The organism is Cognataquiflexum nitidum, from assembly GCF_022538055.1.
GTDB classification, from domain to species: Bacteria; Bacteroidota; Bacteroidia; order Cytophagales; family Cyclobacteriaceae; genus Cognataquiflexum; species Cognataquiflexum nitidum.
On record NZ_JAKZAM010000016.1, the window covers coordinates 40,502 to 66,246 of the forward strand.

20 protein-coding genes are annotated in these 25,745 nt (G+C 40.8%); 6 read left to right on the forward strand and 14 right to left on the reverse strand.

The annotated features are described in order from the left end of the window. Positions 1–99: 99 nt before the first annotated feature. Positions 100–420: a thioredoxin gene (gene trxA / locus MMU07_RS12220; protein ID WP_241126158.1), complete on the reverse strand. Its 321-nt coding sequence runs from the start codon at positions 418–420 to the stop codon at positions 100–102. A gap of 306 nt (positions 421–726) precedes the next feature. Between trxA and MMU07_RS12225 the strand changes: the two genes are divergently transcribed. Continuing rightward, a complete protein-coding gene (locus MMU07_RS12225; protein ID WP_241126159.1) occupies positions 727–3,714 on the forward strand; it encodes a glycosyltransferase family 117 protein in 2,988 nt (995 codons plus the stop codon). Positions 3,715–5,913: 2,199 nt separating this feature from the next. Here the strand turns inward: MMU07_RS12225 and MMU07_RS12230 are convergent. The 3 genes from MMU07_RS12230 to MMU07_RS12240 form a co-directional block, all read right to left on the reverse strand. Then, complete coding sequence (locus tag MMU07_RS12230; RefSeq protein ID WP_241126160.1) at positions 5,914–6,204, reverse strand: hypothetical protein; 291 nt, start codon at positions 6,202–6,204, stop codon at positions 5,914–5,916. Between the two features lie 205 nt (positions 6,205–6,409). Beyond that, positions 6,410–7,141, reverse strand: coding sequence for a hypothetical protein (locus MMU07_RS12235; RefSeq protein ID WP_241126161.1), 732 nt, complete (start codon positions 7,139–7,141; stop codon positions 6,410–6,412). 97 nt (positions 7,142–7,238) lie between these two features. Beyond that, entirely contained in the window at positions 7,239–8,015 is a 777-nt protein-coding gene (locus MMU07_RS12240; RefSeq protein WP_241126162.1) for a class I SAM-dependent methyltransferase, read from the reverse strand. Between the two features lie 49 nt (positions 8,016–8,064). Between MMU07_RS12240 and MMU07_RS12245 the strand changes: the two genes are divergently transcribed. Together MMU07_RS12245 and rlmB are read left to right on the forward strand one after the other, a co-directional pair. Then, positions 8,065–9,315, forward strand: a complete 1,251-nt coding sequence (locus MMU07_RS12245) for a GWxTD domain-containing protein (RefSeq protein WP_241126163.1) — start codon at positions 8,065–8,067, stop codon at positions 9,313–9,315. After that, positions 9,288–10,064 (forward strand): 23S rRNA (guanosine(2251)-2'-O)-methyltransferase RlmB, encoded by a 777-nt coding sequence (gene rlmB / locus MMU07_RS12250; protein WP_241126164.1) that lies wholly within the window; start codon positions 9,288–9,290, stop codon positions 10,062–10,064. Before MMU07_RS12245 ends, rlmB begins: the two co-directional genes overlap by 28 nt. Positions 10,065–10,073: 9 nt before the next feature. Here rlmB and MMU07_RS12255 read toward each other — a convergent pair whose 3' ends face one another. Next, positions 10,074–12,581, reverse strand: coding sequence for a mechanosensitive ion channel family protein (locus tag MMU07_RS12255; RefSeq protein ID WP_241126165.1), 2,508 nt, complete (start codon positions 12,579–12,581; stop codon positions 10,074–10,076). A gap of 252 nt (positions 12,582–12,833) precedes the next feature. On the opposite strand from MMU07_RS12255, the gene MMU07_RS12260 reads away from it, so the two are divergent. Continuing rightward, positions 12,834–13,262, forward strand: a complete 429-nt coding sequence (locus MMU07_RS12260; protein ID WP_241126166.1) for an Hsp20/alpha crystallin family protein — start codon at positions 12,834–12,836, stop codon at positions 13,260–13,262. Positions 13,263–13,441: 179 nt separating this feature from the next. After that, on the forward strand, positions 13,442–14,935 hold the full coding sequence (locus MMU07_RS12265) for a trypsin-like peptidase domain-containing protein (protein WP_241126167.1): 1,494 nt from the start codon (positions 13,442–13,444) through the stop codon (positions 14,933–14,935). A 168-nt stretch (positions 14,936–15,103) separates the two neighbouring features. Here the strand turns inward: MMU07_RS12265 and MMU07_RS12270 are convergent, their stop codons facing one another. From MMU07_RS12270 to MMU07_RS12310, 9 genes are all read right to left on the reverse strand, one after another. After that, positions 15,104–15,808 (reverse strand): sulfite exporter TauE/SafE family protein, encoded by a 705-nt coding sequence (locus MMU07_RS12270; RefSeq protein WP_241126168.1) that lies wholly within the window; start codon positions 15,806–15,808, stop codon positions 15,104–15,106. After that, complete coding sequence (locus tag MMU07_RS12275; protein WP_241126169.1) at positions 15,809–16,234, reverse strand: FixH family protein; 426 nt, start codon at positions 16,232–16,234, stop codon at positions 15,809–15,811. A 139-nt stretch (positions 16,235–16,373) separates the two neighbouring features. Next, a complete protein-coding gene (gene ccoG, locus MMU07_RS12280; protein ID WP_241126170.1) occupies positions 16,374–17,795 on the reverse strand; it encodes a cytochrome c oxidase accessory protein CcoG in 1,422 nt (473 codons plus the stop codon). Between the two features lie 85 nt (positions 17,796–17,880). Continuing rightward, positions 17,881–18,825, reverse strand: a complete 945-nt coding sequence (locus MMU07_RS12285) for a cbb3-type cytochrome c oxidase N-terminal domain-containing protein (protein WP_241126171.1) — start codon at positions 18,823–18,825, stop codon at positions 17,881–17,883. Continuing rightward, positions 18,812–19,003 carry a cbb3-type cytochrome c oxidase subunit 3 gene (locus MMU07_RS12290; protein WP_113925208.1) on the reverse strand — a complete coding sequence of 64 codons (192 nt, stop codon included), beginning with the start codon at positions 19,001–19,003 and terminating at the stop codon, positions 18,812–18,814. The genes MMU07_RS12285 and MMU07_RS12290 overlap by 14 nt, the downstream gene beginning before the upstream one ends. Positions 19,004–19,015: 12 nt before the next feature. After that, positions 19,016–21,148: a cytochrome-c oxidase, cbb3-type subunit I gene (gene ccoN / locus MMU07_RS12295; protein WP_241126172.1), complete on the reverse strand. Its 2,133-nt coding sequence runs from the start codon at positions 21,146–21,148 to the stop codon at positions 19,016–19,018. 2 nt (positions 21,149–21,150) lie between these two features. After that, positions 21,151–21,339, reverse strand: coding sequence for a cbb3-type cytochrome oxidase assembly protein CcoS (gene ccoS / locus MMU07_RS12300; RefSeq protein ID WP_113925210.1), 189 nt, complete (start codon positions 21,337–21,339; stop codon positions 21,151–21,153). Between the two features lie 2 nt (positions 21,340–21,341). Then, the gene (locus MMU07_RS12305) at positions 21,342–23,780 is read right to left on the reverse strand and encodes a heavy metal translocating P-type ATPase (protein ID WP_241126173.1); all 2,439 of its coding nucleotides are present in this window, start codon (positions 23,778–23,780) and stop codon (positions 21,342–21,344) included. Between the two features lie 62 nt (positions 23,781–23,842). Next, positions 23,843–24,478 carry a hypothetical protein gene (locus MMU07_RS12310; RefSeq protein ID WP_241126174.1) on the reverse strand — a complete coding sequence of 212 codons (636 nt, stop codon included), beginning with the start codon at positions 24,476–24,478 and terminating at the stop codon, positions 23,843–23,845. A 590-nt stretch (positions 24,479–25,068) separates the two neighbouring features. Between MMU07_RS12310 and MMU07_RS12315 the strand changes: the two genes are divergently transcribed. Then, positions 25,069–25,740, forward strand: coding sequence for a 3-keto-disaccharide hydrolase (locus MMU07_RS12315; RefSeq protein WP_241126175.1), 672 nt, complete (start codon positions 25,069–25,071; stop codon positions 25,738–25,740). Positions 25,741–25,745 lie beyond the last annotated feature (5 nt).

A 25,745-nucleotide genomic window follows, 5' to 3' on the forward strand; every position in this document is an offset into this window, starting at 1 on the left:
TGGCTCTCTGTGTACATACATGTTATTTTTTCGGGTTATTGATATGTAAAATTATCTTTCCGTCCTTTTCTTTAAAATGACTTTTGTCACATTTTCAATTTACACTTTCAGGCTCAGGTTGTCTTCTATTACTTGAACCAAATGATTAGCAGGAACAACGCCAGATTGTCTCCAAAGCGGTTTGCCGTTTTGGAACAAAATCAAAGTCGGAACGCCTCTCACCTGATATGCACTGGCGGCATAAGGATTTTTGTCCACATCCACTTTGATGATTTTGACTTTATCACCCACCTGACGGGCTGTATCTTCTAATATAGGTTGCATCATTTTGCAGGGACCGCACCAGGTGGCAAAGAAATCCACCAATACAGGCTGGTCGCCTGAAATCAATTCGCTGAATGTTTTTGGTTGTGCACTCATGGTTATTATTATTAGTGGTTATCCTCAATTTTGCCATTAACCCAATTTAAAATTCAAACAGGACGGAAGACCGAAGTCGGAAAACCGAGGTTTCGGACTTTTCAGTTTTATACCTGGACTTTTATTGAGCTTCAATTTTTACAGGCACCATTGAGTAAATGAATTTTAACTTTTAAGACTTCACAAAACTACTACCGTGTCATCTGTTGAACAGTAATTTTTATCACAATACCTTAAATGCTGTTAAAAAACAGATGGATTAGGATTTATTGATTATTTTCGCCCGAAACTATTATTTCAAAAACAATGCTTGACTATCAAAAGGCCAATAACCTCACAGGATGGCTGGTTTTTCTCCTATCAACTACCGTCTTTATATTGACAGTAGAACAGACCGCCAGTTTTTGGGATCCGGGAGAATTCATCGCTGTATCCTACAAACTGCAGGTGCCTCATCCTCCAGGAGCGCCGTTTTTCCTATTGATTTATAGGATGTTCGGATTTCTGGCATTCGGAGACGGATTGGCTGTAGCCTATTGGATGAATGTCGGAAGTGCCGTTTTCTCAGGATTTACAGTGCTTTTCCTGTTTTGGACCATTACCTTATTCGGTCGTAGACTTTTCCAGATCCAAAAAGGAACAGAAACAAAAGGCCAAATCATCACCCTAATGGGAGCAGGATTGGTGGGTTCACTTATCTACACATTTACAGATAGTTTTTGGTTCTCTGCTGTGGAAGCGGAAGTATATGCCATGTCTTCTTTCTTTACTGCGATAGTCATTTGGGCATTTCTGAAATGGGATGTGATCGAAGACCAAAGAGAAGAAAACAGATGGATGATTTTTATCGCCTATTTGGTGGGATTATCGATAGGTGTCCACTTGCTCAACCTTGTTACTTTGCCGGCTTTGGCTTTGGTGGTGTATTTCAAAAAATACCCCAATCCAAATCTCAAAGGAGGCATCATTGCCCTGATCTTGGGAGGCGTTGCATTGATTATCATTAACAATTTGATCATCCCCGGACTTCCAAGTCTGGCAGGTTCCATGGAGATTTTCTTCGTCAACAGCATTGGATTGCCATTTGGATCTGGAATAGTTGTCTTTTCCGCTTTGTTTTTGGGTTCCCTGATTTATGGGATTCTCTATTCCATCAAGAAAGGAAAAGTCATCCTCAATACGGTGTTAGTATCGCTCGTATTTATTTTGATAGGATATGGATCCTACGCACTCATCGTCATCCGTGCCAACCAAGACCCTGTCATCAATGAAAATGCACCAAAGGACATCATCAGCTATGTTTCTTATCTGAAAAGAGAGCAGTACGGTTACCGTCCTTTGATCCATGGTCAATATTTTGATGCCGAATTGGTTGACCAAAAAGAAGGTGACCCGATATATATGAAGGGAAAAGACAGGTACGAAATCGTGGATTATTCAACTGTCAATGAATATGATCCTGCAAGAACGACCATCTTGCCAAGGATTTATTCCACCCAAGACCGTCACAAACAGATCTACCGATCCAAACTTGGATTGAGAGAAGGGCAAAAACCAACCTTCGGGGACAACCTCTATTTTATGTTTACCCATCAGCTTGGGCACATGTATTGGAGGTATTTTATGTGGAATTTTTCAGGAAGGGAAAGTGATTTTTCCGACGCACCTTGGATAGGGATTTCAGATTATTTTTCTGACATCTATCCCGATTATATCAAAGAAAACAAAGCGCATAACAACTACCTGATGCTGCCTTTGATTTTGGGTTTAATCGGTTTGGCCTTTCAGGCAAAAAAAGACAACAAGTCTTTCTTTATCTCAGCCATGCTGTTTCTGATGATGGGTGTTGTGTTGGTCTTGTATCTCAATTCTCCGCCCGTTGAGCCCCGCGAAAGGGATTATATCTATGTGGGTTCTTTTTATGCATTTGCGATTTGGATAGGAATGGGCGTGATAGCCCTGGCATACTATATTGAAAGATTAAACAAGAATCTCGTCGTGGCAGGTATCATCGCCACACTCGCGACTGTGCCGGTGGCGGTATTGATGGCAAGCCAAAACTGGGATGACCACAACAGACAGGGAAGGTTTTTCTCTGTTGATTCTGCCAGAAACTTCCTTGCTTCCTGTGCGCCAAATGCGATTTTATTTACCGGTGGTGACAATGACACTTTCCCGCTGTGGTATGTACAGGAGGTCGAAGGCTTCAGGACAGACGTGAGGGTGGTGGTATTGAGTTACTTTGATACGGATTGGTATGTGGAGCAAATGGCCCGTCCAGTCAATGAATCGGCTGCTTTGCCATTTTCTTTGGATCCAAAAAATTATAAAAAAGGCACCAATGATGTCCTTTATGTAATGGAAAGAGAGAACCTTCAAGCCATCTCAGCTTCAGAATACCTCAAACTCCTCAACAACGGAAGTGAGCTTTTGAAATTGGCAGCATCGGGAAGCAAAAACACTTACAACATGGTACCTTCAAGAAACTTGATCCTAGATGTAGACCTGGAAAATGTCTATAACCAAGGTCTGATTCCCGAATCCATGGAAGGTCTGATGACCGAGCAAATCAACCTCAGGATCAAAGGGAATTACCTTACAAAAGGTAACCTGATGCTCATCGACCTGATTACAAGCAACAATTGGGAAAGGCCTATTTACTTTAATAATACTTCATTGGCTACCATCACACTCGATATCGAAGACTATGTGGTGATGGAAGGCATGACATATAGACTTCTTCCTGTCAGAAAGCCTGAAGGAATGAGAACAGAATTGGTGAATACCGACCTGGCATACACCAATATGATGGAGAAGTTTGCCTTCAGGGGAATGGACAATCCGGATAACTATTTCGATGATGAATTCAGAAGATTTACCTCAAATCACCGCTCTGCGGTAAACAGTATTGCAATTGCGCTGTTAGACGAAAATGATATGGACAGGGCGGCAGAAATTCTGAAATTCAGCATGAAGGTAATGCCGCATGAGGCTGTTGCCTATGATTTGGCTAGCGGACAGTCGGTGCCTTTGTTGTTTGAGGTTGGGGAAGATGACCTTGCTTTGGATGTGGTGGATAAAATTTCCTATAAGTCTATTCAGATGTTGGAGTTTTACCAAAAGACAGGTCGGGATTATGACCGTGAAGCCCTTATTTCGATCGAAATGTTGAAGTTTTTTATTCCGCTGTTGGATGAAAGAGGGTATTCTGAAATTGCTGAAAATCTCAAAGCAGAATTGGAAAAAATCCTTGGGCCCGGTTCAGCCGGAGGCAGCCTTTTGGATAGAAGATAATTTGTTTGGTTTTTTGAATCCAAAATCCGGGTCCTGCTAAGGACTCGGATTTTTTTTGGTTTTTCCTGATTTCAAAACATAAACCCACTTAGACCAACAGCCCCGAAGCGGGCTAAATAACAATAGCCCCGTGCAAGGTGCTTTTCTGATTCTCATACTCTCACCAATCCCATTGCACCGCCGCTCGGGGCAATGAATATGCGATATCGTCAGTTTTTGGTGGCAAGGAGGTAAAGTGTGGAATTGGGTTTACACCAAAACAGGGAAGGTTATTTGTTCAATTCTATATCTCAATCATTAAACCACATTTTAATGATATTTTCTCGTGTCACTTTTTGTCTTGAAACAAAAAGTAACCAAAAAGTTCAAGTCGGCGGAATCCTATCCACGCTCTATCCCACCGCCGGCCCGGTCCGCCGACTTCCTCCACACAGGCGTTCCAAAATAGAATTTCCCTGAAGTATAAGTTTTCAACCAAAACCAACTCAAACTAACAGTCCGCCACGGCGGAGCGAAATAATAGTAGCCCCCTGCAAGGTGCTTCTCTGATTACTTATACTTACACTAATCTCCAAGCACCGCAGCTCAGGGTGTTGGAAATGCGATGTTGCCGGTTTTTGGAAGCAAAAAGGTAAAGTAAGGAATAGGGTTTTCCCCAAAAACAGGGAGCTTTGATTGATCAATTATTTTTTTCAATTATTAGATCACACTTTGACGATCTTTTCTTGTGTCACTTTTTGTCTTACCACAAAAAGTAACCAAAAAAGGCAAGAAATTTTAATCCTCCCTCGCACAGAGCCACGCCGGCCCGGTCCGCCGCGGCGGATTCCTCCCCACGGCGTTTCCAATATAAAATTTTTCTTAGGCATAAGATTCTGATTTAATGCCCTTTTATATTATTATTCCCAGATCCACTTCGACTATCAGGCCGCCCCATCGGGGCAAAATATTATTAGCCCCGTGCAAGGTGCTTCTCTGATTCTCATACTTTCACCAATCTCCAAGCACCGCAGCTCGGGGTATTGGAAATGCGATGTTGCCGGTTTTTGGAAGCAAAAAGGTAAAGTGTGGAATTGATTTTACACCAAAAACAGGTAAGATTGATTGATCAATATATTTCTATTCTTTTCTAAAGTATTTTCTTTACGTCTCTTCCTAGTGTCACTTTTTGTCTTGAAACAAAAAGTAACCAAAAAGTTCAAGTCGGCGGAATACTATCCACCCTCTATCCAACCGCCGGCCCGGTCCGCCGACTTCCTCCCCAAAGGCGTTCCAAAATAGAATTTCCCTGAAGTATAAATTTTCAACCAAAACCAACTCCAACTAACAGTCCGCCACGGCGGAGCGAAATAATAGTAGCCCCCTGCAAGGTGCTTCTCTGATTCTCATACTTTCACCAATCTCCAAACACCGCAGCTCGGGGTATTGGAAAATGTGAATACTCAGGTTTTTGGGAGCAAAAGGGTAAAGAAAGGAATTGGGTTTACACCAAAAACAGGGAAGGTTGATTGATCAATACATTTCTATTCTTTCCTAAAGTATTTTCTTTACGTCTCTTCCTCGTGTCACTTTTTGTCTTGAAACAAAAATTAACCAAAAAATTCAAGAAATTTTAATCCTCCCCCGCTCATTACCACGCCGGCCCGGTAAAATTTCTTCCTCCCCACAGGTGTTCCAAAATAGAATTTCTGGTGAAGTATAAAATTCCTAAATAGTAAGCCATTAAAACATTTATTTTCGGATCTTCTTCGACCAACAGCCCCAAAGTGGGCTGAATATTAATAGCCCCGTGCAAGGTGCTTCTCAGATCCTAATATACTTTCACCAATCTCCAAGCACCGTCGCTCGGGGTTATGGAAATGCGATGTTGCCGGTTTTTGGGAGCAAAAGGGTAAAGAAAGGAATTAGGTTTACACAAAAAACAGGGAAGGCTGATTCTTTAATTTAGATTTCTACCAACCGGGTGCCAAGTATTACAAAATAAAGACTGATCGTAATGGAATTACAAATTCCGAAAAATATGAAGGCGTAATTTAAAATTACGCCTAGCGGTTAAGCACTACTTCTAGGCGAAGCTTCAGCCCTATCCCGGAAGACCAAAATAAACAAATAGTCTTTAAATCTATATTTAGCCCCTATCTCAACGGACGAAAATTGTTGATAATTTGAATTACAAATTAATTTCATAGTAATGAGAAATTATTTGCACTTTGTAAATTTTAATATATCTCCATTATCTAAAATGATTAAAACCTCTGCATTTTCTAGGTATTCATCAACCATATTTTTAAACTCTCCTCTATTTGAATAGAAATAGGATGTTTCAAAAAATAATTTAAATGTTGATCCATGATAAACATCCTCTTCTCTAATTGGAAACAAATATTTTAAGTTTCCATCATAAAGTTTGCTTACTTTAAGCAATTTGAAATCTCCATTTATTACTTTTTCCAATAATTCTTTATTTGAAATAAAAAAAGTTAGTTCCACTCCGTCCGGATTCGGTGTGTCATATCTCTTTATAGAAATATCTTCAATACAATAATCGATAGTTCCTATACAGAACTGTAAGAAAGCCAATAAGATAAATTAAAATAAATACTTATTTAAAACCATAGCTATTGAAATGATTTGTACTTGGCTCGAGCTTAATTAATCTATTAACTTCATATCCCGAATCTGGGGAATAATTTAACTATTCCCAATTGTACCAAATCATATTATTTTCATTAGAAGAATCTCTAAATTTTCCTTTGCCTACCGGGTCATTTATAATATTTTCAATTGATGAATCAATACCAATTAGTACAGATAAAGGAACTATTCTTATGGATTTTTTAGGTTCCTTAGCACCATTCCCTGAAAAAATTTCCCATTCATTAAGTTCAAAACGAAAATACTCTGTTAACCGACATCCTCTTAATGCATCTAAATTAGTAAACACCAGAGAACTTTCCGGAACATCATAATTCCAAGATATTGTATCATCAAGGTATTTCCAAGTCTTGTTATCTTGACCCCAAGGTTTGGTCATATCAGGTGTATCAAGTGTGGATTTCTCGTTGTCAATAGGAAAAATTTGGAATGTGTTTATTCTTTCGAGATTATAATAATCAAGTGCTCCTAACATCATTAGTGAACTCCATGATGAATCAACTTCCCTTATTTCAAAATTGCCTAAATCTTTTAAATGAATTTTCCTTGCCTTTTTATCTTTCAATAGAACGTTAATAATTCCTTTAAAAATCAATTCTAAGTCATCAGTATTTTCATAAAAAATAGCACCACCTAATAAAAGCTCAAATCCAAGACTATTTAACAATCCAATAGTGTATGAATATCTAGGTGTTTTATGCGGTTTTATAAGATATCTATGATAGCCATATTTATCTATTCTATTTTTAATTTCAATAAATATGTCCTTCATTTAAATCTATTTTTATAATCCTAAAATAGGGAAGATAAAAATGCGAGAATCATTGAAAATTTCCCTTGAGCTAGAAATAGGCAATTAAATACTCCCATTACTTCTTATACAACACATAAAACAAATCCAAACCTTTATCAGTGTGGTCGACCAAAATATAGTCTTCATGGCTGATGTCGGTGACAGAGGAGCCTTGCTGTTGGTGGAGTTTGTTGCGATTCATCCTGTTCAGGATTTCATATGGCCACCTCAGCACAAAAGCCGGAAGCCTGTATTGCAGATCCAAAATATCAAATCGCATGATTTTGCGGACTGAGGCCCTGTTGGCTTCATGGTAATTCCATACTTTTTCATTACCCCCAATTCCCAGAGATTCCACTTTATCAAAAATCCCCTTGCACAGATCTGTCAGTTGCGTACCTGTGTATTCCCTGATATGCCATGGATTGCGGGAAAGGGTATGCTTGATATTGGGCGTGGAGATGATCGCTTTGCCGCTGGGCTTCAGCACACGGTATATTTCCTGCAAAAAAAGCTTGTCATTTTGGATATGCTCGATGACCTGAAAGCTGACCACGGTATCATAGGTATTGTCCTTCAATCCGGAAAATGGAGGAATCACGGCCTGTTCAAATTGGATACCGGGAAATTTGACCTTCAGGTTATCTATCACCTCATGGATTTTGTCGATCCCGAGGTAGCTGTCTACATTTTCCAACAAAACCTCCACCCCTCTTCCCTCACCGCAACCTACTTCGAGGAGCTTTCCACTGACCAAAGGTTTGGCAGCAATGTACGCTTTGAGCAGACGCTGATGGATGGGATTGTCACTCACCAACTTATCCGAAGCGATTTCCGTTGTATAGGTAGCCATTCAAATTTTCATTAATTTGTGCAAAATTAAGGTTAATTTTTAATACAAGATGATAGGACAAAAAATCAGCAACAAAATAAAGCCAATTACTGGCTTGGCATTATTTCTCTTTTGCATTCCCTCAATCATTTTAGCACAACAAAATCTCGAAACGGTCAATCAGGCATTGAGGTATTCCCGTTACTCCAGGATATCTCTAAAAATCATCCCAATCGAAGAACCAAACAGGACCTTCCTCCTACAGATGCCTGTCGAAAAAATCGAAGAAGACATTGAGTTTGGCAGCTATGAATTTTATTATGGTGTAGTTTCAAGTTTTCAGGAACCTTTGACTGACCAAAATCTTATCAGGCTCAACGTTCAAGACATTATCCGTGAAACCGATTACCACTATTTCTTTGAGAAAAGAGTGACTGTACCTGAAGGCCAGCAAATGGCGATTGCCCTGATAAAAGCTGTGGATACTAGACAGGGCGATGAATATTTTTACCACATGGACCTCATCAGCCCCTTTATATTCGGCCATTCCAATTTTGGGGTTTATTATGAAGACAAGATTCCTTTTGATCAAAACTTTTTGATTCAAAATGAACCGGTGGAACTTAAAGGCAGAGGCATTGTCAACCTCCATACGTTCTTTTATCCCAACACCTTTGATGTCCCGATGCCGCCGATGGAAATCCGGCCTGCACCTGTCCCAAGAGAGGTAAAAGTAGAATATCAGGGCAGTTTTTTGGCAAATCTACCAAAGGCATTTGCAGGCGAAGGATATTACTTTATACAGTCTGACACCAATTCTACGCAGGGAGTAATGTTAAAGACTGTGCATGACATTTTCCCAAGGGTCAAGGATTATGAGGAAATGGTGGATATGGTCACTTACATTTCCACAAGAAGGGAGCATGAACTCCTCAAAGAAGCTGCTGATAAAAAAATCGCTTTGGACCAATATTGGTACACCTTGACCAAAGACACTGTTTCTGCCAAAAAACTCATCAAAGAATATTTCAAGCAGATTGAATTTGCCAATATCCTATTTACGGATTTCAAAGAAGGATGGAAAACTGACCGGGGGATGGTCTACACTGTCATGGGGCCACCAAACGAAGTGTACTTCAGGATGGACAGTGAAAGTTGGTCTTATGGAACACCTGACTCAATTTCAAAAATAACCTTTACCTTTGCGCGGGTCAAAAATATTCTGACACCAAGTTTTTATACACTCAACAGGTCAAGGGCTTTGCAGCCCGAATGGTTTAAAAGTATCACATTATGGAGAAACGCGCAGATGGATTTCTGATCAACAAAGGCGAACAGGACAAGGATTTCATATTCGGTACAAGGGCAGTCATGGAAGCAATCCTTGCTGATAAGGAAATAGATAAGATTTTAATTGACAAAGAAGTCAACAATGAACTTGTCAAAGAACTCCTCAAACTGGCAAAAGATGAGAAAATCCCCGTTGTCCGTGTCCCTGATGCCAAGCTGAACAGGATCACCAGAAAAAACCATCAGGGTGTAGTAGCCCATATGTCTTCCATTGAATATGCTTCCTTGGACAATGTCATTGAAGAATGTTTTTCAAAAGGAATTTCCCCGTTGATTTTGGTTTTGGATAGAATCACCGATGTGAGAAACTTCGGTGCCATAGCCCGGACTGCCGATTGTGCAGGCGTCCATGCGATCGTTATTCCAGAAAAAGGCGCAGCCCAAATCAACTCAGATGCTGTCAAAACCTCTGCAGGAGCATTGAATCACCTCCCCATCTGCAGGGTCAAAAATTTGTATTATACCGTCAAGGATCTCAAAAAAATGGGACTCAATGTCATCAGTGTCAGTGAAAAAACTGAGAGACTGATGTATGAAGCTGATTTTTCTATTCCTACTGCTTTGATCTTGGGTTCTGAAGAAGACGGGATCTCGCCTGAGCTCATAGGACTGAGCGATGAATTCGTCAAAATCCCCATGTCAGGCAATATCGGAAGTCTTAATGTCTCCGTATCTGCAGGAGTGGTGATTTATGAAGCTATTCGTCAGCGATCAAAATAGGCCTGCAGCCTATTTTTTGTCTGGGTCAGTTGGAGTTTTTGGTTTCGGATTTTCTTCTTGTTTGATTTCCCCCGGTTTTATGACTTTCTCTCCTATCAGCCCAGGAAAATTTTTGATATGAAGATCTCTTTGTGGGAATGGAATCTCAATACCATTTTCTTTAAATGATTTGAATATCCCACGCATCACCTGATCTCTTATCAAAATCCAGATATCCACATCATTGACCCAAAAGAGCACCCGGAAATTAACTGAACTGTCCTCAAAATTCTGTAAAAAAACCTTCGGAGCAGGCAGGTTCATGATTTCCTCCCCTCCCAATTGCTTTTGAATCAGTTCTGTCACCAAATCCATGTCAGAATCATAAGCAACCCCAATGATCAATTCTACCCTTCGGGATTTATCAGAAAGCGTCCAATTGGTCAAGTGATGTGCCAAAAGATCGCCATTTGGAATAATCACTTCAGCTCCGTCCCAATTTTTAATTTTGCTAGCCCGAATCCCAATATCTTTTACAACGCCCTCCACAGTGCCTACCTGTATGGTATCTCCGATCTGAATGGGCCTTTCAAATGCCAAGATAATCCCTGAAACAAGGTTGTTGACAATCGTCTGCAATCCAAAACCGATACCTACAGACAAAGCACCGAGTATAATGGTGATTTTATCAATTGGAATGCCTGAGGCTGCAATCGCAATTAAAAACCCCAAAGTAAATACCGCCAATTTGATCAATAGAATGGAAGAACCCAATCTTTTGTTTCTCTCATTCCCATGCTGCTCATCTTTTATGGATGCGAAATAACCTATGGTATTTGCCAGAAAAGAGGATAAGTAAATGATCAGAATAAAGACGGCAATCTGAGAATAGGTAAAAGAAGCATTGAGGATTTGTCGTGGCTTATCAAAAAAATTAAAAACCATTTCCAAGAAAGAATCCAACAAATGCAGGCTTTCCAGAAAATAATACCCCCAAATGATAATGGCAAGGTATGTGAAAAACTTGTTTACCCTTTTTTGAATATCATAAAATGCAACAGCCGAAGTAAAACCATCTCCGCTTTTTTTGCTTACCTCTATTTGGATATAAATAATTTCCTTGAGTATGATCACAAAAATTATCAAACTAACAGCATGCAACAAACTGATAGAACCTACGATTCCAATCATTTTTGAAAGGCTAAACCTCCCAAAGATGTTTGTCAAAAAGGAGACTGATTCGAAAATGATATAAATGATCACTATGGTTTTTAAATAAGAAGGCAGGTTTTCTTCCTTCTTCTGCTGAAGTTTGATCATTTTCCAACCAAGAAAAATTCCTAAAAAATTGAATACTATCAGATGCCATCTTTCCTGATAAGCCACCTCCCAATAAAGGTTGCTGATCACGCTGATGAAAAACAGGGAATAAACCAATAGCCAGAGTCTGAATGCCTTGGGAGACAACCGGCTTCTCAGCAGAATGGTAGAGGTAGTTACTAAAATAAACATAAGCAAGGCGAAAAACACTGCCGGTGGATAAGGATAAAAAAATGGAGAAATAGCCAAAATGACCACAAAGGCTGAAAGAAAAGGATGCTTATGCAGGTATTTTAACCTCCCAAATATGATTCCCGAAAACTCTTTTTCGAGCCTTATCTTTTTGATGTTAGAATTGATGTAGAAATAAAGTAAAAAAACCAGACCCAATAGAAAAAAGGTAAGAGGGATATTCCTTGACAAGTAATTCCCAACTATCCACTTGTTGATTCTGAATGCGTCAAAAAAAATGTTAATAAGCCTGTCCGTATTTGGAAAATCTCTTGGCTCCCAGATATAATTGTTTTCTTTGTCAAACAAGGTTCTTTCCAATTGGGTACGGGCCAGTCTCAAATCATCCACCCTCAAGTCAATGTTATTCAAAATATTGGAAACCCTAGATTGAATGACCGCGGTCAAAATCCTCTGAGAATTAAGAATGCTGTCTGTCTCATGAACTTTGGTCTTTAATGACTTGATAGAAATCTGGTATTCGACCAGCATGGTGGTATCTCTAAAACTGTACTTAAGCAGGTCGTCATTCTGAATACTGTCAAGTTTTTCTTTGAGTCCCACAAGTTCCTCAATCCTAAAAAAAATCACCTCATCCTTATCCTTTATTCTTCTTTTAGTATAAGCCAGAAGGTTTTCAAGGGCTGTGAGGTATCTCAGGTTGATCTTGGTATTCTCAGGGGAAAGTGTCTCTGTAATCCTGTCCAAAACTCGTTGGGCATCAGGGACAATCTGCATGATTTCTGTCGTATCAAGTTCTTTTTTCAAAACCTGATTCATGCCATTTAGCGTCGTGGAAAATTGCTGGGCCTTTTTGATACTTCCTTCCAAAGAAGGCTTATTGTCCACTACAATCTCCCTCATTTGTTCCTCTAAATTCAGCTCAAGAAGACTGTCGATAGAGTTAATTACAGGTATTTCCTGAGCAAATCCAAAATGGGAGGTCAGAAAAACTAAAGCAAAAAGAAAAATGGTTTTATAGCCCATGGGTAAATTTTTACATCCTAAATGTAAGGAGATTAAGGAATTCAGCCAACATGCTGTACTTTTTCAATCCTTCTATTTCCCTATTTCATCTCACAAAAAGAAATCTCGAAAACAACTTATCACGCCATTTTGACCGAATATTAAGGAAAAAATGAAAGATTAATGTCAAAATGGCTTGATTTTTTGGTTGGTACAAAATTTAATAAATGTATCCATGAAAATAAAATTGATATAACCTAAAAATATCTAACCATGAAACTTGTAAAATACAACCAACTTGACCCGGCTTATCCGGCTACCTTCAGCACCCTTTTGGATAGATTCTTCAATGACTCTATCGGACAAAATCTCAAGCAGTTTACACCCGCTGTAGACATCTCTGAAGATGAAAGCAAATATGAGCTCCATGTTTCCGTCCCCGGAATGAAAAAAACAGACTTCAACCTGGACTTGACCGAGGGAAGACTTACTGTATCCGGAGAGAGAAAGATGGAAGAAAAGAAAGAAGGGAAAAACTTCCATTCTCTTGAAACACATTATGGCTCTTTTAGCAGGTCATTCTATTTGCCGGATGATGTCAATTCTGACAGTATTGAGGCTATTTATGAAGATGGACTGCTTAAAATCAACTTGCCAAAAGCGGAGAAAAAAGTAAACAAAGCAAAAATCGAAGTAAAATAAGGCAAGTGGGGAAACCCACTTCCTGTTTTTTTGTTGTAAAGATGTGGATTCGATCCACCCAATAAAATTTACTGTTAATCCTTGTTAAAAACTTACGCCAATTCCAAAAATAAGCTTGGTAATTGATAACAGGACTCTGTAAATTTCGTGTACAAACCAGAACTTAAACCACTATCAAAATGAATAAAAAGCAGTTTTTCCTGGGAATCATCCTTGCTTCCCTCATAGGTGGAGTAATTGCTCTTGCAGGGGCAAGCTACCTCACCAGGCAGAATTCAGCCTCTAACTTTACCGACAAACAAGATACAAGTTTAGTTAATTGGCTGTCTGACGATAAATTCATAGTGCCTGACGGAATCAATTTCGTGGCTTCCGCAGCAGCGGTGACTCCGGCTGTTGTCCACGTAAAAAGCAGTGTCACCATCTCCCAAAGTCAAAGAGGTTCAGACCCGTTTGAGGAGTTTTTTGGCTTTCGCAATCCTGAAAGAGAAATGAAGCCAAGAGAAGGGATGAGCTCAGGTTCCGGCGTAATCATATCGGAAGATGGATATATCGTGACCAACAACCACGTCATCGAAAATGCAACCAAGATCGATATCTCCTTGGAAGACAATACAAGATATACCGCCCGAGTTATCGGCACAGACCCTACCACAGATTTGGCTTTATTAAAAATCGAAGCCAAAGGTTTACGTTTTGTGAAGTTTGGTGATTCGGATAAAATGAAAGTCGGGGAATGGGTATTGGCAGTAGGCAACCCTTTTGACCTTACTTCGACTGTGACTGCGGGTATTATCAGTGCCAAAGCTAGAAATATTGGTATCCTGAGAGATTTGGAAAACAACCTTCAGATCGAATCCTTCCTTCAGACGGATGCAGTGGTCAATCCCGGCAACTCTGGTGGCGCTTTGGTTAACCTTGCCGGTGAACTTATAGGTATCAATACTGCAATAGCGTCTAGAACAGGAACATTTAACGGTTATGCATTTGCAGTTCCGAGCTCAATTGTTAAAAAGGTGATGGATGACCTCTTGGAATATGGAACAGTTCAGCGGGGATTACTTGGGGTACAGATTCAGGACATTTCTAGATTAGACGAAAGTCTTTCAGGAGGACTGACCACTTCCAGAGGTGTGTATGTAATCGATGTCAACAAAGGCAGCGGCGGTGAAGAAGCCGGATTAAAATCAGGTGATGTCATCATCGGGATAGATGGGATAGAGACAAACAACGTTGCAAAACTCCAAGAGATGGTCGCAAGAAAGCGTCCTGGAGATAAAGTTGAAATCAAATACCTAAGAAATGGAAAGGAATCCAAAGCAACAGCCATGCTTAAAAACATCTCTGGTGACACCAATATTGTGAAAGTAATTCCTCCAAAAATCGTAAGCTTCGACGGGGTGACTTTTGAAGACATCAAGCCTGCTATGAAAGAAAGACTTGGCTTAGAGGGAGGGGCAGGTATCACTTCTGTGGAAGACAACAACTGGAAAAAATCAGGTGCCAAGCCGGGCTTCATCATCACCTCAGTGATAGGTTCGGGAGGCAGAAATAAGATCAACAATTCAGAACAACTAGTAGAAATACTTAAAGACAACATTGGCGAAGAAGTTGTAATCTTAGGATTGTATCCAAATGGTCAGGAATACTATTTTGAAATTAAAATAGAGTAAGGTTAAATGTCGATTTGATTACCAAAGCCGGTCTGAAATTCAGATCGGCTTTTATTTTGCCTAAAGGTGCCAAAACACCCCTACACGAAGCATGGCTAAATCTTGAAACCAAAAAAATGAAGTGCAAAGCTTGGCCAAATAAAAGGCCAACTATCTAAGGGAAAAAAATCAATGACAAACGGTGATTTCGGTGGTCAGGTTTCCTTCACTGTATACAGGAAGCTTTGGACTGATGTAATTGATCCCCAAACCCATCCCTCTTACGATAAATAATATGCCGATAAACATCGCAAAATAAGGAAGGGCATTGGTCAATTTGGTTCGGATAGAAAGCGAAAGGATTTTTCCTGAAATCATGGCCATGACCAGCATTGGGGTAGTTCCCAATCCAAAAAAGAACATGTACATCGCCCCATCAAGGGGGCTTTGGAGAGCGAGTGAGGCAATCAAGGCAATGTATACCATGCCGCAGGGAAGCAGTCCATTGAGTAGTCCGGATGCGAAAAAAGCCGGAGTACCGCCTTTTTTAAGAAAATATCCCAAGGAGGATTTCAATTTGTTTACCCCACCATATAATCCGGATTGGGTGATTAGTCTCTCGGAACTTTTGTAAAAAAATGCCATTAATAAAATCAGCACTCCCATTCCTATGGAAATCCATTGCTGAATGCCCGCCAAAGCGAGTGAAAAACCCACTAATCCAATCAAGGCGCCTAACATGGAATAGGTGACCGTCCGGCCTAAATTATAGATGATTTTATTGCGGAGAAATCGGGAGTTGTCCTTGGTAGATACCGCCAATGCAATAGGTCCACACATGCCCAGGCAGTGAAAAGAACCTAAAAACCCCAACAAAAACGCCGTCCAGATCATTTAAATATTGATTTTTTCTTCATAAAAATAATCCACCCCATTTTCTGACCATGTTAATTTTAACTTCCAGTAGCCCGGCATCAGACTCTTCAAGTCAAAAGCATTGGCATTCGGGTTAATCACATCAAAATCAATCTCCTGATCTAATCTTGCATCTGATGGCCTGAAAAGATGCATCGTACCTTTGGAACCTACAGGAAGATGCAGGTCCACTTTTTTGAGTTGGATATCATAATTCAAAACCTTATAGTCAAGTGAATTAGCATTGATCATTTTTTCTATCTGATCTTGGTATCTGATCTCTTCTTCATAATAATTTTGGGTCACAAGATGGATATCATCCTGCTTCACGCAAATTGTCACTAATCCTACCATCAAGCTGATGAAGACAATCAATGTGATTACTATTCCTTTTCCCCAGTCCATATTTTGATTTAGTTAATTGTTATTTGGTTATTCAGTTTTAAAGTTGAAAGGTTGCAAAGTTGGAAGGTTATTGGTTTGTGGTTATTTGTTTAATTGATTAACTGAAACCGAATACTAATTACTGACTACTATAAAGTGATCACTTCCCACTGAAAACCGGTCCGACAAAGCTTGTACTGATCCGATCGATGACTTCACCGTTTTGCATCAGCAGTAAGGTAACATCTTCCTGATTGACAAGCATGTCTTTTTGGTCTTTTACAAGGAAGAACCTTCCGTCAAATTTTGCCTGACCATTCAAGGTCCAGTTTTGGTCACCGACGACTTCTACTGTGTATTTTTCATTTTCTGCCACTAGAGCTACTTTTTGGGCATCAAATGTCTTATTGATAAAACTTACTTCATAAAGGTTACTTATCTGACCGGTATCCCTAGCCTGATAAGTCATCCCCCTAAACCTCGTAACAGTAGCAGCCAAGTCTTCCCTAGTGGCTATCAATGTGATAAATGCCCCCATCAAAATGACCAACATGGCTGAATAGGCTTTCACCCTAGGGGTAATCAGCTTTTGCGTCCGGTGCATCACGCTGTTGTCTGAAGCATACCTGATCAAACCCTCCGGCCTATCCACCTTGACCATCACTTCATCACAGACATCGATGCAGGCTGTACAGTTGACGCATTCCATTTGCACGCCATTACGAATATCAATCCCCGTAGGACAAACCTGAACACAGAGTCCGCAGTCGATACAATCACCTTTTGGTTCTTCTTCCATTTTGTTTTTGCGGATCGGCACGCGAGGCTCTCCCCTGACATGGTCATAGGTGACATTGATGGAGTTTGCATCAAGTAAAACCCCCTGCAGTCTGCCGTAAGGGCAAACCACAATACATGCCTGCTCCCGAAACCATGAAAACACAAAAAGGAAAATCCCGGTAAATGCCATCAATCCAATAAATCCTGCCATATGGGCAGAAGGTGGTTGACTGACGATTTCCATTACTTGGTCCACTCCAATCAGGTAGGCCATCACCAAATGTGAAATCAAAAGAGATATCACCACAAAGATGGTCATCTTCACACCTTTCTTCCAGATTTTCTCACTGTTCCAAGGCATGTCATTGAGCTTCCTTTGTTGGTTGGCATCTCCCTCAATGGCGTACTCTATTTTTCGAAAAACCATTTCCAAAAACAAAGTCTGGGGACATGCCCACCCACAAAATATCCTTCCAAATACTGCGGTAAAAAGAATGATGAAAACAAAAAAGATCAATAACAGGAAAATCAGCAAATGGGTATCCTGAGGCCAAAATGCTGCCCCAAAGATGATAAACTTTCTCTCGAAGATGTTAAAGAGCATGTATGGCCTTCCGCCCACTTGGATAAAGGGACCTGCAAATAAAATGGCCAAAAGAACCCAAGAAAGATAAGTCCTCCACTTGTAAAATTTGCCAGATACCTTTTTAGGATAAATCCAGTTCCGTTTTCCTTCCGAACTTACCGAAGCAAGTGAATCACGAAAATTTTCCGGATCTAAATTTGGATTGAGCTTACTCATAATCTTCGAGTTGAAAATTTAAATTACCGTAGCTGTGGTTTGGTAATTTTAACCCCTGAGCAGGAATCTACTCAGGGGTATTTTTTTATTTGGCTTCAGCAATAGCTTCTGCAGTCACCGGAACAGCCACAGAGTCAGCTTTGGCAGGCTCAGCGCCTGCAGGTACATATCTTTCTCCCTCTGCTGCCTTGGGATTGGCAGGCGTGGTTCCTTGGAGCGTCAAGATAAAGCTAGCAACTTGCTGCATTTGTTCAGGACTTAACTGGTCTTGCCACGGAATCATTCCTTTTTCGGGTACACCATATTTGATCACTTTGAAGATGTCATTGATCGATCCACCATGCTTCCAATATTCATCTGTAAGGTTGGAACCTACTCCTCCTCCACCATCTTGTGCATGACAAGCCACGCAGTTTGCACTGTAGATACTCTGACCGGCGGCAATAGCCATAGGGGTTTCATCAAACACCACTGAAGTTTCATCTATGCTGGAGACTGCAAGTGCTTTATATTCTTCTATCTGTATAGCTGCAATTCGTTGCTCTTCTGCATATTCTTCGAGTTGGGTTTTGCCCAAGCCCAAAACAGTAAAGTAGGTGAAATAAACCACAGCAAAGCCTATGGTGAGGTAGAAGACGTTGACCAGCCAGGGCGGCATGTGGTTATCAAGTTCCACAATACCGTCAAAACTGTGTTCCTTCATGAGTGCTTTCTCTTCTTTACTTCCCACAGGCTTCATTTTTCCTGTGACATATTTTATCTTAAACTCATCCCACCATGAAGGCTGATTTGCCATTTCAGGATTCTCTTTTCTGAATACCGCAGTCATAAACGTCATCAGATAAATCATCAAAACCAACAGCAAGACGATGACACCGAGTACAACTCCCAGAATCACCAGAAGTGTCAGTTGGGTACTGTCCATATTTTGAAGATTTGCAAACCACTCAGATTCACTAGTCTGTGCGAAAGTAGGAAGTGCTGAAAACATCCCTGCCAATAGTAGAAATAAGGATTTAAACTTTTTCATAGCCTTCGATATTTTGTGGTTCGTCATTGAAAGGCATTTCCTTCATGTGGTTGATGTATTTTTTGTCCACACTGATCACCCAGATAAACATCCCAATAAAGAAAATCACGAAGATCAACAAGGAGATGATGGGGTAGATTTCTATGTTCTCGATGGAACTTAATATGTCCTTTTTCATAGTTCCTGATATTTATGGGTTAGAGGCTGTAGTTTTTTTGATATCTGTTCCCAATCTCTGCAGATAAGCAATCAATGCGACCATTTCAGATTCTGGCATGACTTCGACTCCGGCTGTCTTTAGATTGGCGGCTATCTTATTTGCCTGCAAAGTTAGGTCTGCATTTGCCTGTGTATCATAACCTTCAGGATAGGGCACCCCCAATTTTTGAAGGGTTCGGATTTTTGCAGGAAGATCAGCATGCTCCATGATGTTAGTAGCCAACCATGGGTAAGGCGGCATCAAAGACCCAGGCGACATGGATGTAGGATCTACCATGTGGTGATAATGCCAGCTATCAGGATATTTTCCTCCCTCCCTATGCAAATCCGGACCGGTACGCTTGGAACCCCAAAGGAATGGCCTGTCATATACAAATTCTCCAGCTTTGGAATATTCTCCATACCGCTCGGTTTCAGAACGGAATGGCCTGATCATTTGTGAGTGACAACCCACACAACCATGTGAGATATACAAATCCCTTCCCTGAAGTTCAAGTGGGGTATAAGGAGTTACACTTGAAATCGTCGGAACATTAGATTTTACCAAGATAGTAGGAATGATCTCTATGGCTCCTCCTATCAAAATAGCGATGGTTGCCAAAATGGTGAAGAAAACAGGCTTTCTCTCCCATGCCCTGTGCCAGTATTCTCCCGGTTCGGCTACATGCGGCCTCAAGGCCGGTGCTTCATCAGCCTCCTCAGCCATGAAATTACCCTGCTGGGCAGTTTTCACCATATTGTATACCATCAGGAATGCACCAGCGAGATACAATACGCCACCAAAGGCCCTCAACATATACATAGGTTTGATTTGGATGACAGTCTCCAAGAAGTTTGGATAAGCCAATCTACCAGCCTCGGTAAACTCCTTCCACATTAATGACTGCGTCAAAGCTGCGACATACATAGGAAGTGCATAGAAAATAATCCCTACGGTACCCATCCAGAAGTGGGTGGTGGCAAGTTTAGTAGAGTAAAGGTTTGTCTTCCACATTTTTGGCCATAACCAATACAACATGGCAAAAGTGAAGAAACCGTTCCAACCCAATCCTCCAATGTGCACGTGTGCGACAATCCAATCAGTATAGTGGGCTATGGCATTCACACTTTTCAAAGAAAGTAGCGGTCCCTCAAATGTTGCCATACCATATGCAGTCACAGCTACGACCATGAATTTCAATACTGGATCGACCCTTACCTTATCCCAAGCTCCTCTCAAAGTCAAAAGACCATTGACCATACCGCCCCAAGATGGTGCAATCAACATCACTGAGAAAACAACTCCTAAGATTTGAGCCCATTCAGGCAAAGCGGTATACAACAAATGGTGAGGTCCTGCCCATATGTAAAGGAATATCAATGACCAAAAGTGGATGATGGAAAGCTTGTAAGAATAGACAGGTCTATTTGCAGCTTTTGGCAAATAATAATACATCAATCCCAAGAATGGTGTGGTAAGGAAGAATGCAACAGCATTATGACCGTACCACCACTGAACCAAAGCATCTTGTACACCTGCATAGGCGGAGTAGCTTTTGAAAAAAGACACAGGCAAGGCCAGGGAATTAAAGATGTGGAGAACTGCCACTGTAACGAATGAAGCCAAATAGAACCAAATGGCGACATACATATGCTTTTCTCTTCTTTTGATCAGGGCACCGATCATATTGGCCCCAAAAGCAACCCATACTATGGCTATCAAAATGTCAATCGGCCATTCTAATTCGGCATATTCCTTTGAGGTCGTCAAACCCAGCGGAAGGGTGATAGCAGCCAAAAGAATAATCAATTGCCAACCCCAAAAGTGGAACCAACTTAGTGCTTTGTTCCACATGGGTGTTTTTAATAGTCTTGGCATGGAGTAATAAATCCCCGCGAAAATCGCATTGCCCACAAAGGCAAAAATCACCGCATTGGTATGTAGCGGTCTGATTCTTCCAAAGGTGGTGTAGGGATTTCCCAAATTGGCCTCGGGCAAAAACAGCTGGGTGGCTGCTAAGACCCCGACCAGCATTCCGACAATGCCCCAAGCTATGGTGGCGACGCCGAAGTACTTTACGATCTTATTGTCGTAACTGAACTGTTCAAGTGTTGTTCCTGGCATACTTACTTAGATTTTGTTGATGGTGATGGTTCTTTTTTATCTTTGGTTTTTGGTTCATTTTCAAATAATATCCGAATGGCCGGGGTATGGTTGTCATCAAACTGTCCTCCTTTCATCGCCCTAAAAAACAGGAAAAGAAAAGATCCGGCGAGAATGAGACTGATTGCGATCAATACAAAAATGACTTCCATGGTTACCAGATTTTGTCTTTTAGGCCCTTTCGGTAGGCGAGATAGTTAGTGGTCAGTGTGGTAAATACCACAACCGAAATACTGCTGATCGGCATCAGGATAGCACAGAACACAGGACTCACAAGTCCCTGTACTGCAAAATATACCCCGACGATATTGTAAGTAAAACTCAGTCCAAAACTGGCTTTGATGATTTTTCTGCTGGTTTTTGTAAAATTCAAAAAGGCAGGAAGCTTTTGGATCACCGCCGCATCCATGATGGCATCTGAAGCGGGTGAAAAATTGGTGATCTTGTCCGTCAATGCTATACCCACCTGACTTTCTCTCAATGCTCCTGCGTCATTAAGTCCATCCCCTATCATGAGGGTGTGGGCGCCGTTTTGGTTCAGGTTTTTGATAAAAGCAAGTTTGTCACTTGGACCCTGATTGAAGTTCATCAATATTTGATTTCCAAAAACTTTGGTCAGATTGACCCGCTCGTGGTCCTGATCTCCTGAAAGAAAGTGAACAGGAAACTTTTCTTTGATTTCAGAAACCACACTTTCTATCCCTTTGCGAAGACCACTCTGTATGAAAAAATAGCCCAATAACGTGTCCTCAACCGAAATAAAGACAAGGTTTCCTCCTGCTGGTAACCCCTCAGTTTTTGCTCCCACAAAGGCCGCTGAGCCCAACCTGATTTCTTGTGATTTGTAAATAGTCCTGAGGCCTTTTCCGGAAATCTCTTCCACTTCCTGAAGTTTGATCGCTTTGACACCATCAAGCCAGGTATTGACCCTATTGCTTAGTGCATGGGTAGATTGGTTAACCAAGGATTTGATAATTGATTTGGATTCAGCTGAAAGAGGCTCGCCAAAATATTTTACTGAGGCTTCTGCTGTAGAAGTCAGGGTTCCTGTTTTATCAAAAACTACTGTATCAACTTTGGCAAGTTTCTCAATGACATGGGAATTTTTGAGAAAGAATTTCCCTTGGCCAAATACTCGCAACGTATTGCCAAGAGTAAAGGGCGTAGACATGGCCAACGCACAAGGGCAGGTGATAATCAATACTGAGGTAAACGCCAACACTCCCATAGAAAGCTGTCCCGAAAATCCCCAGAACAGCAAAGCTCCAAATGCAATGGCCAAAACTGTGAACGTGAACTTACCAGAAATCCTGTTTGCCAGAGATTCCAGGCTGTTGACTTTTTCTTTCTCGAAGGCATCATTGTTCCACAAATCTGTCAAATAGCTTTGAGAAGGCGATTTCTGTACAGTCAATGTCAAAGCCTTTCCTTTTTGTCGGCCACCTGCATAGATCAACTCCCCTTTTCTTTTGGCAACGGGAACTTCCTCTCCTGTCACAAAACTGTAATCAATAAATGCCTCTCCTTCCAAAAGGATACTGTCCGCGGGAATCAATTCTTCATTCCTGACTTTGATGATATCGCCGACATTCAGCTTGATCAAAGGAATCACTTCTTCCTCATCCCTTACCAATCTGGTGACGGCAACAGGAAAATAAGATTTGTAATCCCTGTCAAAAGAAAGTGTATCGTAAGTTTTCTGTTGATAATATTTGCCTATCAAAAGAAAGAAAAGCAAGCCTCCCATGGTGTCCATGTAGCCTTCGTTCCCCAAAATGAATATATCAAAAAGGCTATAGGTAAATAAAGTGACTATCCCGATGGCAATCGGCACATCCATATTGACTGCCTTGTTGCGGATGGAAAGCCAAGCAGAGCGATAGTAATCCGTAGCGGCATAAAAAAACACCGGCAAGGAAAGCATTACATTCAGGTAATTGAAGGTTTTTTTGAACCCTACACCAAGAAGTTCAGCTTCTGCAAAATACTCCGGCAAGCTGAAGAGCATCATATTGCCAAAGCAAAATCCGGCAACGGCAAGTTTGTAAATCAGTTTTTTATCGGTGACTTCCACCGTCTTTTTGTCCGCATCCGCCAAATTGATAGTAGGCTCATACCCGATTCGGGAAAGTAGCCTGACGATTTCTCTAAGGCTGATTTTGTCGTGTAGGTATTTGACCTGGACTTTCTTTTTGATGAAATCAACCCGTCCGGACACAATACCCGGGTGAAGTCTATGGAGGTTTTCTAGAAGCCAAATACAAGAAGCACAATGGATCAGGGGAATGGAAAAAGTAATATGGGTTTCTTCACTATTTTGGAAATCAACCAATTTCCTGACAATATCCTTGTCATCAAGGTAATCGAACCTGTTATCCCTCCTGGAAACTGACTTTTGACTCAGCCCGGGCTTATCTGCTATTTTGTAATAAGAACACAGATCACTTTCACTCAGGACTTCATAAACCAGTTTACAGCCAGTACAGCAAAAATCCTTTTCTCCGATATGGAGAATTTCATCTTTGCATTCCTCCCCGCAGTGGTAGCAAGTGGAGGTTTCCCGTCTGATGGATATGTTGACCTGATTTGACATTTGGTACAATTTAGCTAGATAAAACCCCTAAAAACATGACAAAAATCATCTAATTCAATGATTTAAAAGGCTAGATAAAACGACAAACGATCATACCACATGCCCCCTTTATAAAAATGAAAAAGTACTTTGGCTAGATCAGACTGGTAATTTTTGGTAGTTACCAAAAGGGTACAATGGTGTTTGACAGCATAAGACCAAAAGTCACCGATCCTATTGAAATTAAATTTGATAAAAGAAGTTTCAGCAGTGGAACCGGTTACAAGCTGCACTATCTCCTGCTCTTCCCTCATTTTTGACTTGGGAATGAAACTGGGGGAAATGATAGTTGCCTTACTGTTTTTGATATTATCCTGAAAAAGTTCTATAAAGTTTTTGATTAATCTTGCAGATGCCGGAGTCCCGTCATAATGAAAAAGCAGGTTCTCAGTGGACATTTCTCTATCAAAGAGCAAAACTGGGATTCCACAAGGCTCATTCTCCAAAGCTTTCGGTTTTTCTAGTCCATGTAGCCAGTCTAATACTTCCGGTAGGTGTGCCGTGTAAAGAGTCGGACCCTGATGAGGATTGCACATCATTCCATTACCTCCTCTAGTAAGGTTAACCGGGAATCCCGAAGGCAGCCTTTCACAATAGTGAGACTTAATTATTTCCTCCGGAATTGCAAAATTTACCGTGTAGTCAACTTTCGAAACCATAATTCCTCAATCCTAAGCTACAAATCTAAAGTAAGGGTCAAATTTTTGGGGTGACATTAAGTAGGTTCAAACATGATTAATATCATGTTTTTGATTAAAAAGTGATTTGACTCTTCATATGCTTTGGCATAGAAATAATTTTAGATAGATGCTCTCCAATTTTTATTTTACTGAAAAAACAATATGTATATCCGCAATTCTGCCACTTGTAAAATTTTGTTTCAATTCACCTCGAAAGGCTCGGTGTCTGTAAGTTTTATTTCTTGAGGAGGTTGAGCGAAGTCGAGGCCGTTTTGTCTAAAAGAAATAGAGGCAAGAATGCGGATAATCATAAAAAATAATATGGATGTACGCAATTATGACAGTAGATCGGATATCCATTTAAATTCTTGTCTGCGGACTGAAATGCCCGGTACATCGGTCTTCCGACTTCCGTCTTCCATCCCCACTGAAGAAGAATGTAGGGTCACTGGCAAAGAAGCGTTTATCCACGAAAAACAATTACTTAAAATCCATTTTAGACATATTTTAGATAAAAAATGAGTATTCTGAGATTGATTTCCCAAATTACTATCTCAAAGATGTAAACCATGAAGCAACTCCTGATAATCCCATTTCTGTTCCTCACTTTCAGTCTATATTCTCAGTCAATTCCATTGTTTGATGGAAAATCCCTCGACGGTTGGTATATGGATGTCCCTGACTTGGAAAAAGACAGCAGCTTGAGAAAACCCTTTTTGGTCCGAAATGGACTGCTCGTGAGCCTGGGAACTCCAAATGGTCACTTGCTTACTGACGGAGAATATGAAAATTACAGGCTTGAAGTCACCTACCGTTTTGCAGGCGAGCCTGGAAACTGTGGGGTTTTGGTCCATGCATCGGGTTCGAGAAATCTATACAAGATGTTTCCCAAATCCATAGAAGTGCAGATGATGCATGAGAATGCGGGGGATTTTTGGTGCATTGTGGAAGATATCAAGGTACCTGATATGGAGAACCGAAGGGGTCCAAAGGAAAACTGGGGAATCACGGAAGGCAAAGGAAGACGTATTCTCAACCTGACCGACAATTCTGAAAACCCTGTAGGAGAATGGAACCAAATGGTCATTGAATGTCTTGCTGACACCATTACAGTTTGGGTAAATGGAGACCTTGTCAATAAAGGCTATGAAGCTACCGCCATCAAAGGGAAAATCGCGCTACAGGCAGAAGGAGCAGAGGTAGAGTTTAAAAAAGTGGAATTGTCTCCTTTGAAAAAATAATTTTT

What these genes read in the sequence shown, in the direction of transcription:
- MMU07_RS12310 (WP_241126174.1), bottom strand. Translation starts at nt 24,478, where the DNA reads ATGGTTTCGAAAGTTGACTACACGGTAAATTTTGCAATTCCGGAGGAA.
- MMU07_RS12265 (WP_241126167.1), top strand. Translation starts at nt 13,442, where the DNA reads ATGAATAAAAAGCAGTTTTTCCTGGGAATCATCCTTGCTTCCCTCATA.
- ccoG (WP_241126170.1), bottom strand. Translation starts at nt 17,795, where the DNA reads ATGAGTAAGCTCAATCCAAATTTAGATCCGGAAAATTTTCGTGATTCA.
- trxA (WP_241126158.1), bottom strand. Translation starts at nt 420, where the DNA reads ATGAGTGCACAACCAAAAACATTCAGCGAATTGATTTCAGGCGACCAG.
- MMU07_RS12240 (WP_241126162.1), bottom strand. Translation starts at nt 8,015, where the DNA reads ATGGCTACCTATACAACGGAAATCGCTTCGGATAAGTTGGTGAGTGAC.
- MMU07_RS12275 (WP_241126169.1), bottom strand. Translation starts at nt 16,234, where the DNA reads ATGGACTGGGGAAAAGGAATAGTAATCACATTGATTGTCTTCATCAGC.
- MMU07_RS12270 (WP_241126168.1), bottom strand. Translation starts at nt 15,808, where the DNA reads ATGATCTGGACGGCGTTTTTGTTGGGGTTTTTAGGTTCTTTTCACTGC.
- MMU07_RS12235 (WP_241126161.1), bottom strand. Translation starts at nt 7,141, where the DNA reads ATGAAGGACATATTTATTGAAATTAAAAATAGAATAGATAAATATGGC.
- MMU07_RS12315 (WP_241126175.1), top strand. Translation starts at nt 25,069, where the DNA reads ATGAAGCAACTCCTGATAATCCCATTTCTGTTCCTCACTTTCAGTCTA.
- MMU07_RS12290 (WP_113925208.1), bottom strand. Translation starts at nt 19,003, where the DNA reads ATGAAAAAGGACATATTAAGTTCCATCGAGAACATAGAAATCTACCCC.
- rlmB (WP_241126164.1), top strand. Translation starts at nt 9,288, where the DNA reads ATGGAGAAACGCGCAGATGGATTTCTGATCAACAAAGGCGAACAGGAC.
- MMU07_RS12225 (WP_241126159.1), top strand. Translation starts at nt 727, where the DNA reads ATGCTTGACTATCAAAAGGCCAATAACCTCACAGGATGGCTGGTTTTT.
- MMU07_RS12285 (WP_241126171.1), bottom strand. Translation starts at nt 18,825, where the DNA reads ATGAAAAAGTTTAAATCCTTATTTCTACTATTGGCAGGGATGTTTTCA.
- MMU07_RS12260 (WP_241126166.1), top strand. Translation starts at nt 12,834, where the DNA reads ATGAAACTTGTAAAATACAACCAACTTGACCCGGCTTATCCGGCTACC.
- ccoS (WP_113925210.1), bottom strand. Translation starts at nt 21,339, where the DNA reads ATGGAAGTCATTTTTGTATTGATCGCAATCAGTCTCATTCTCGCCGGA.
- MMU07_RS12245 (WP_241126163.1), top strand. Translation starts at nt 8,065, where the DNA reads ATGATAGGACAAAAAATCAGCAACAAAATAAAGCCAATTACTGGCTTG.
- MMU07_RS12305 (WP_241126173.1), bottom strand. Translation starts at nt 23,780, where the DNA reads ATGTCAAATCAGGTCAACATATCCATCAGACGGGAAACCTCCACTTGC.
- MMU07_RS12255 (WP_241126165.1), bottom strand. Translation starts at nt 12,581, where the DNA reads ATGGGCTATAAAACCATTTTTCTTTTTGCTTTAGTTTTTCTGACCTCC.
- ccoN (WP_241126172.1), bottom strand. Translation starts at nt 21,148, where the DNA reads ATGCCAGGAACAACACTTGAACAGTTCAGTTACGACAATAAGATCGTA.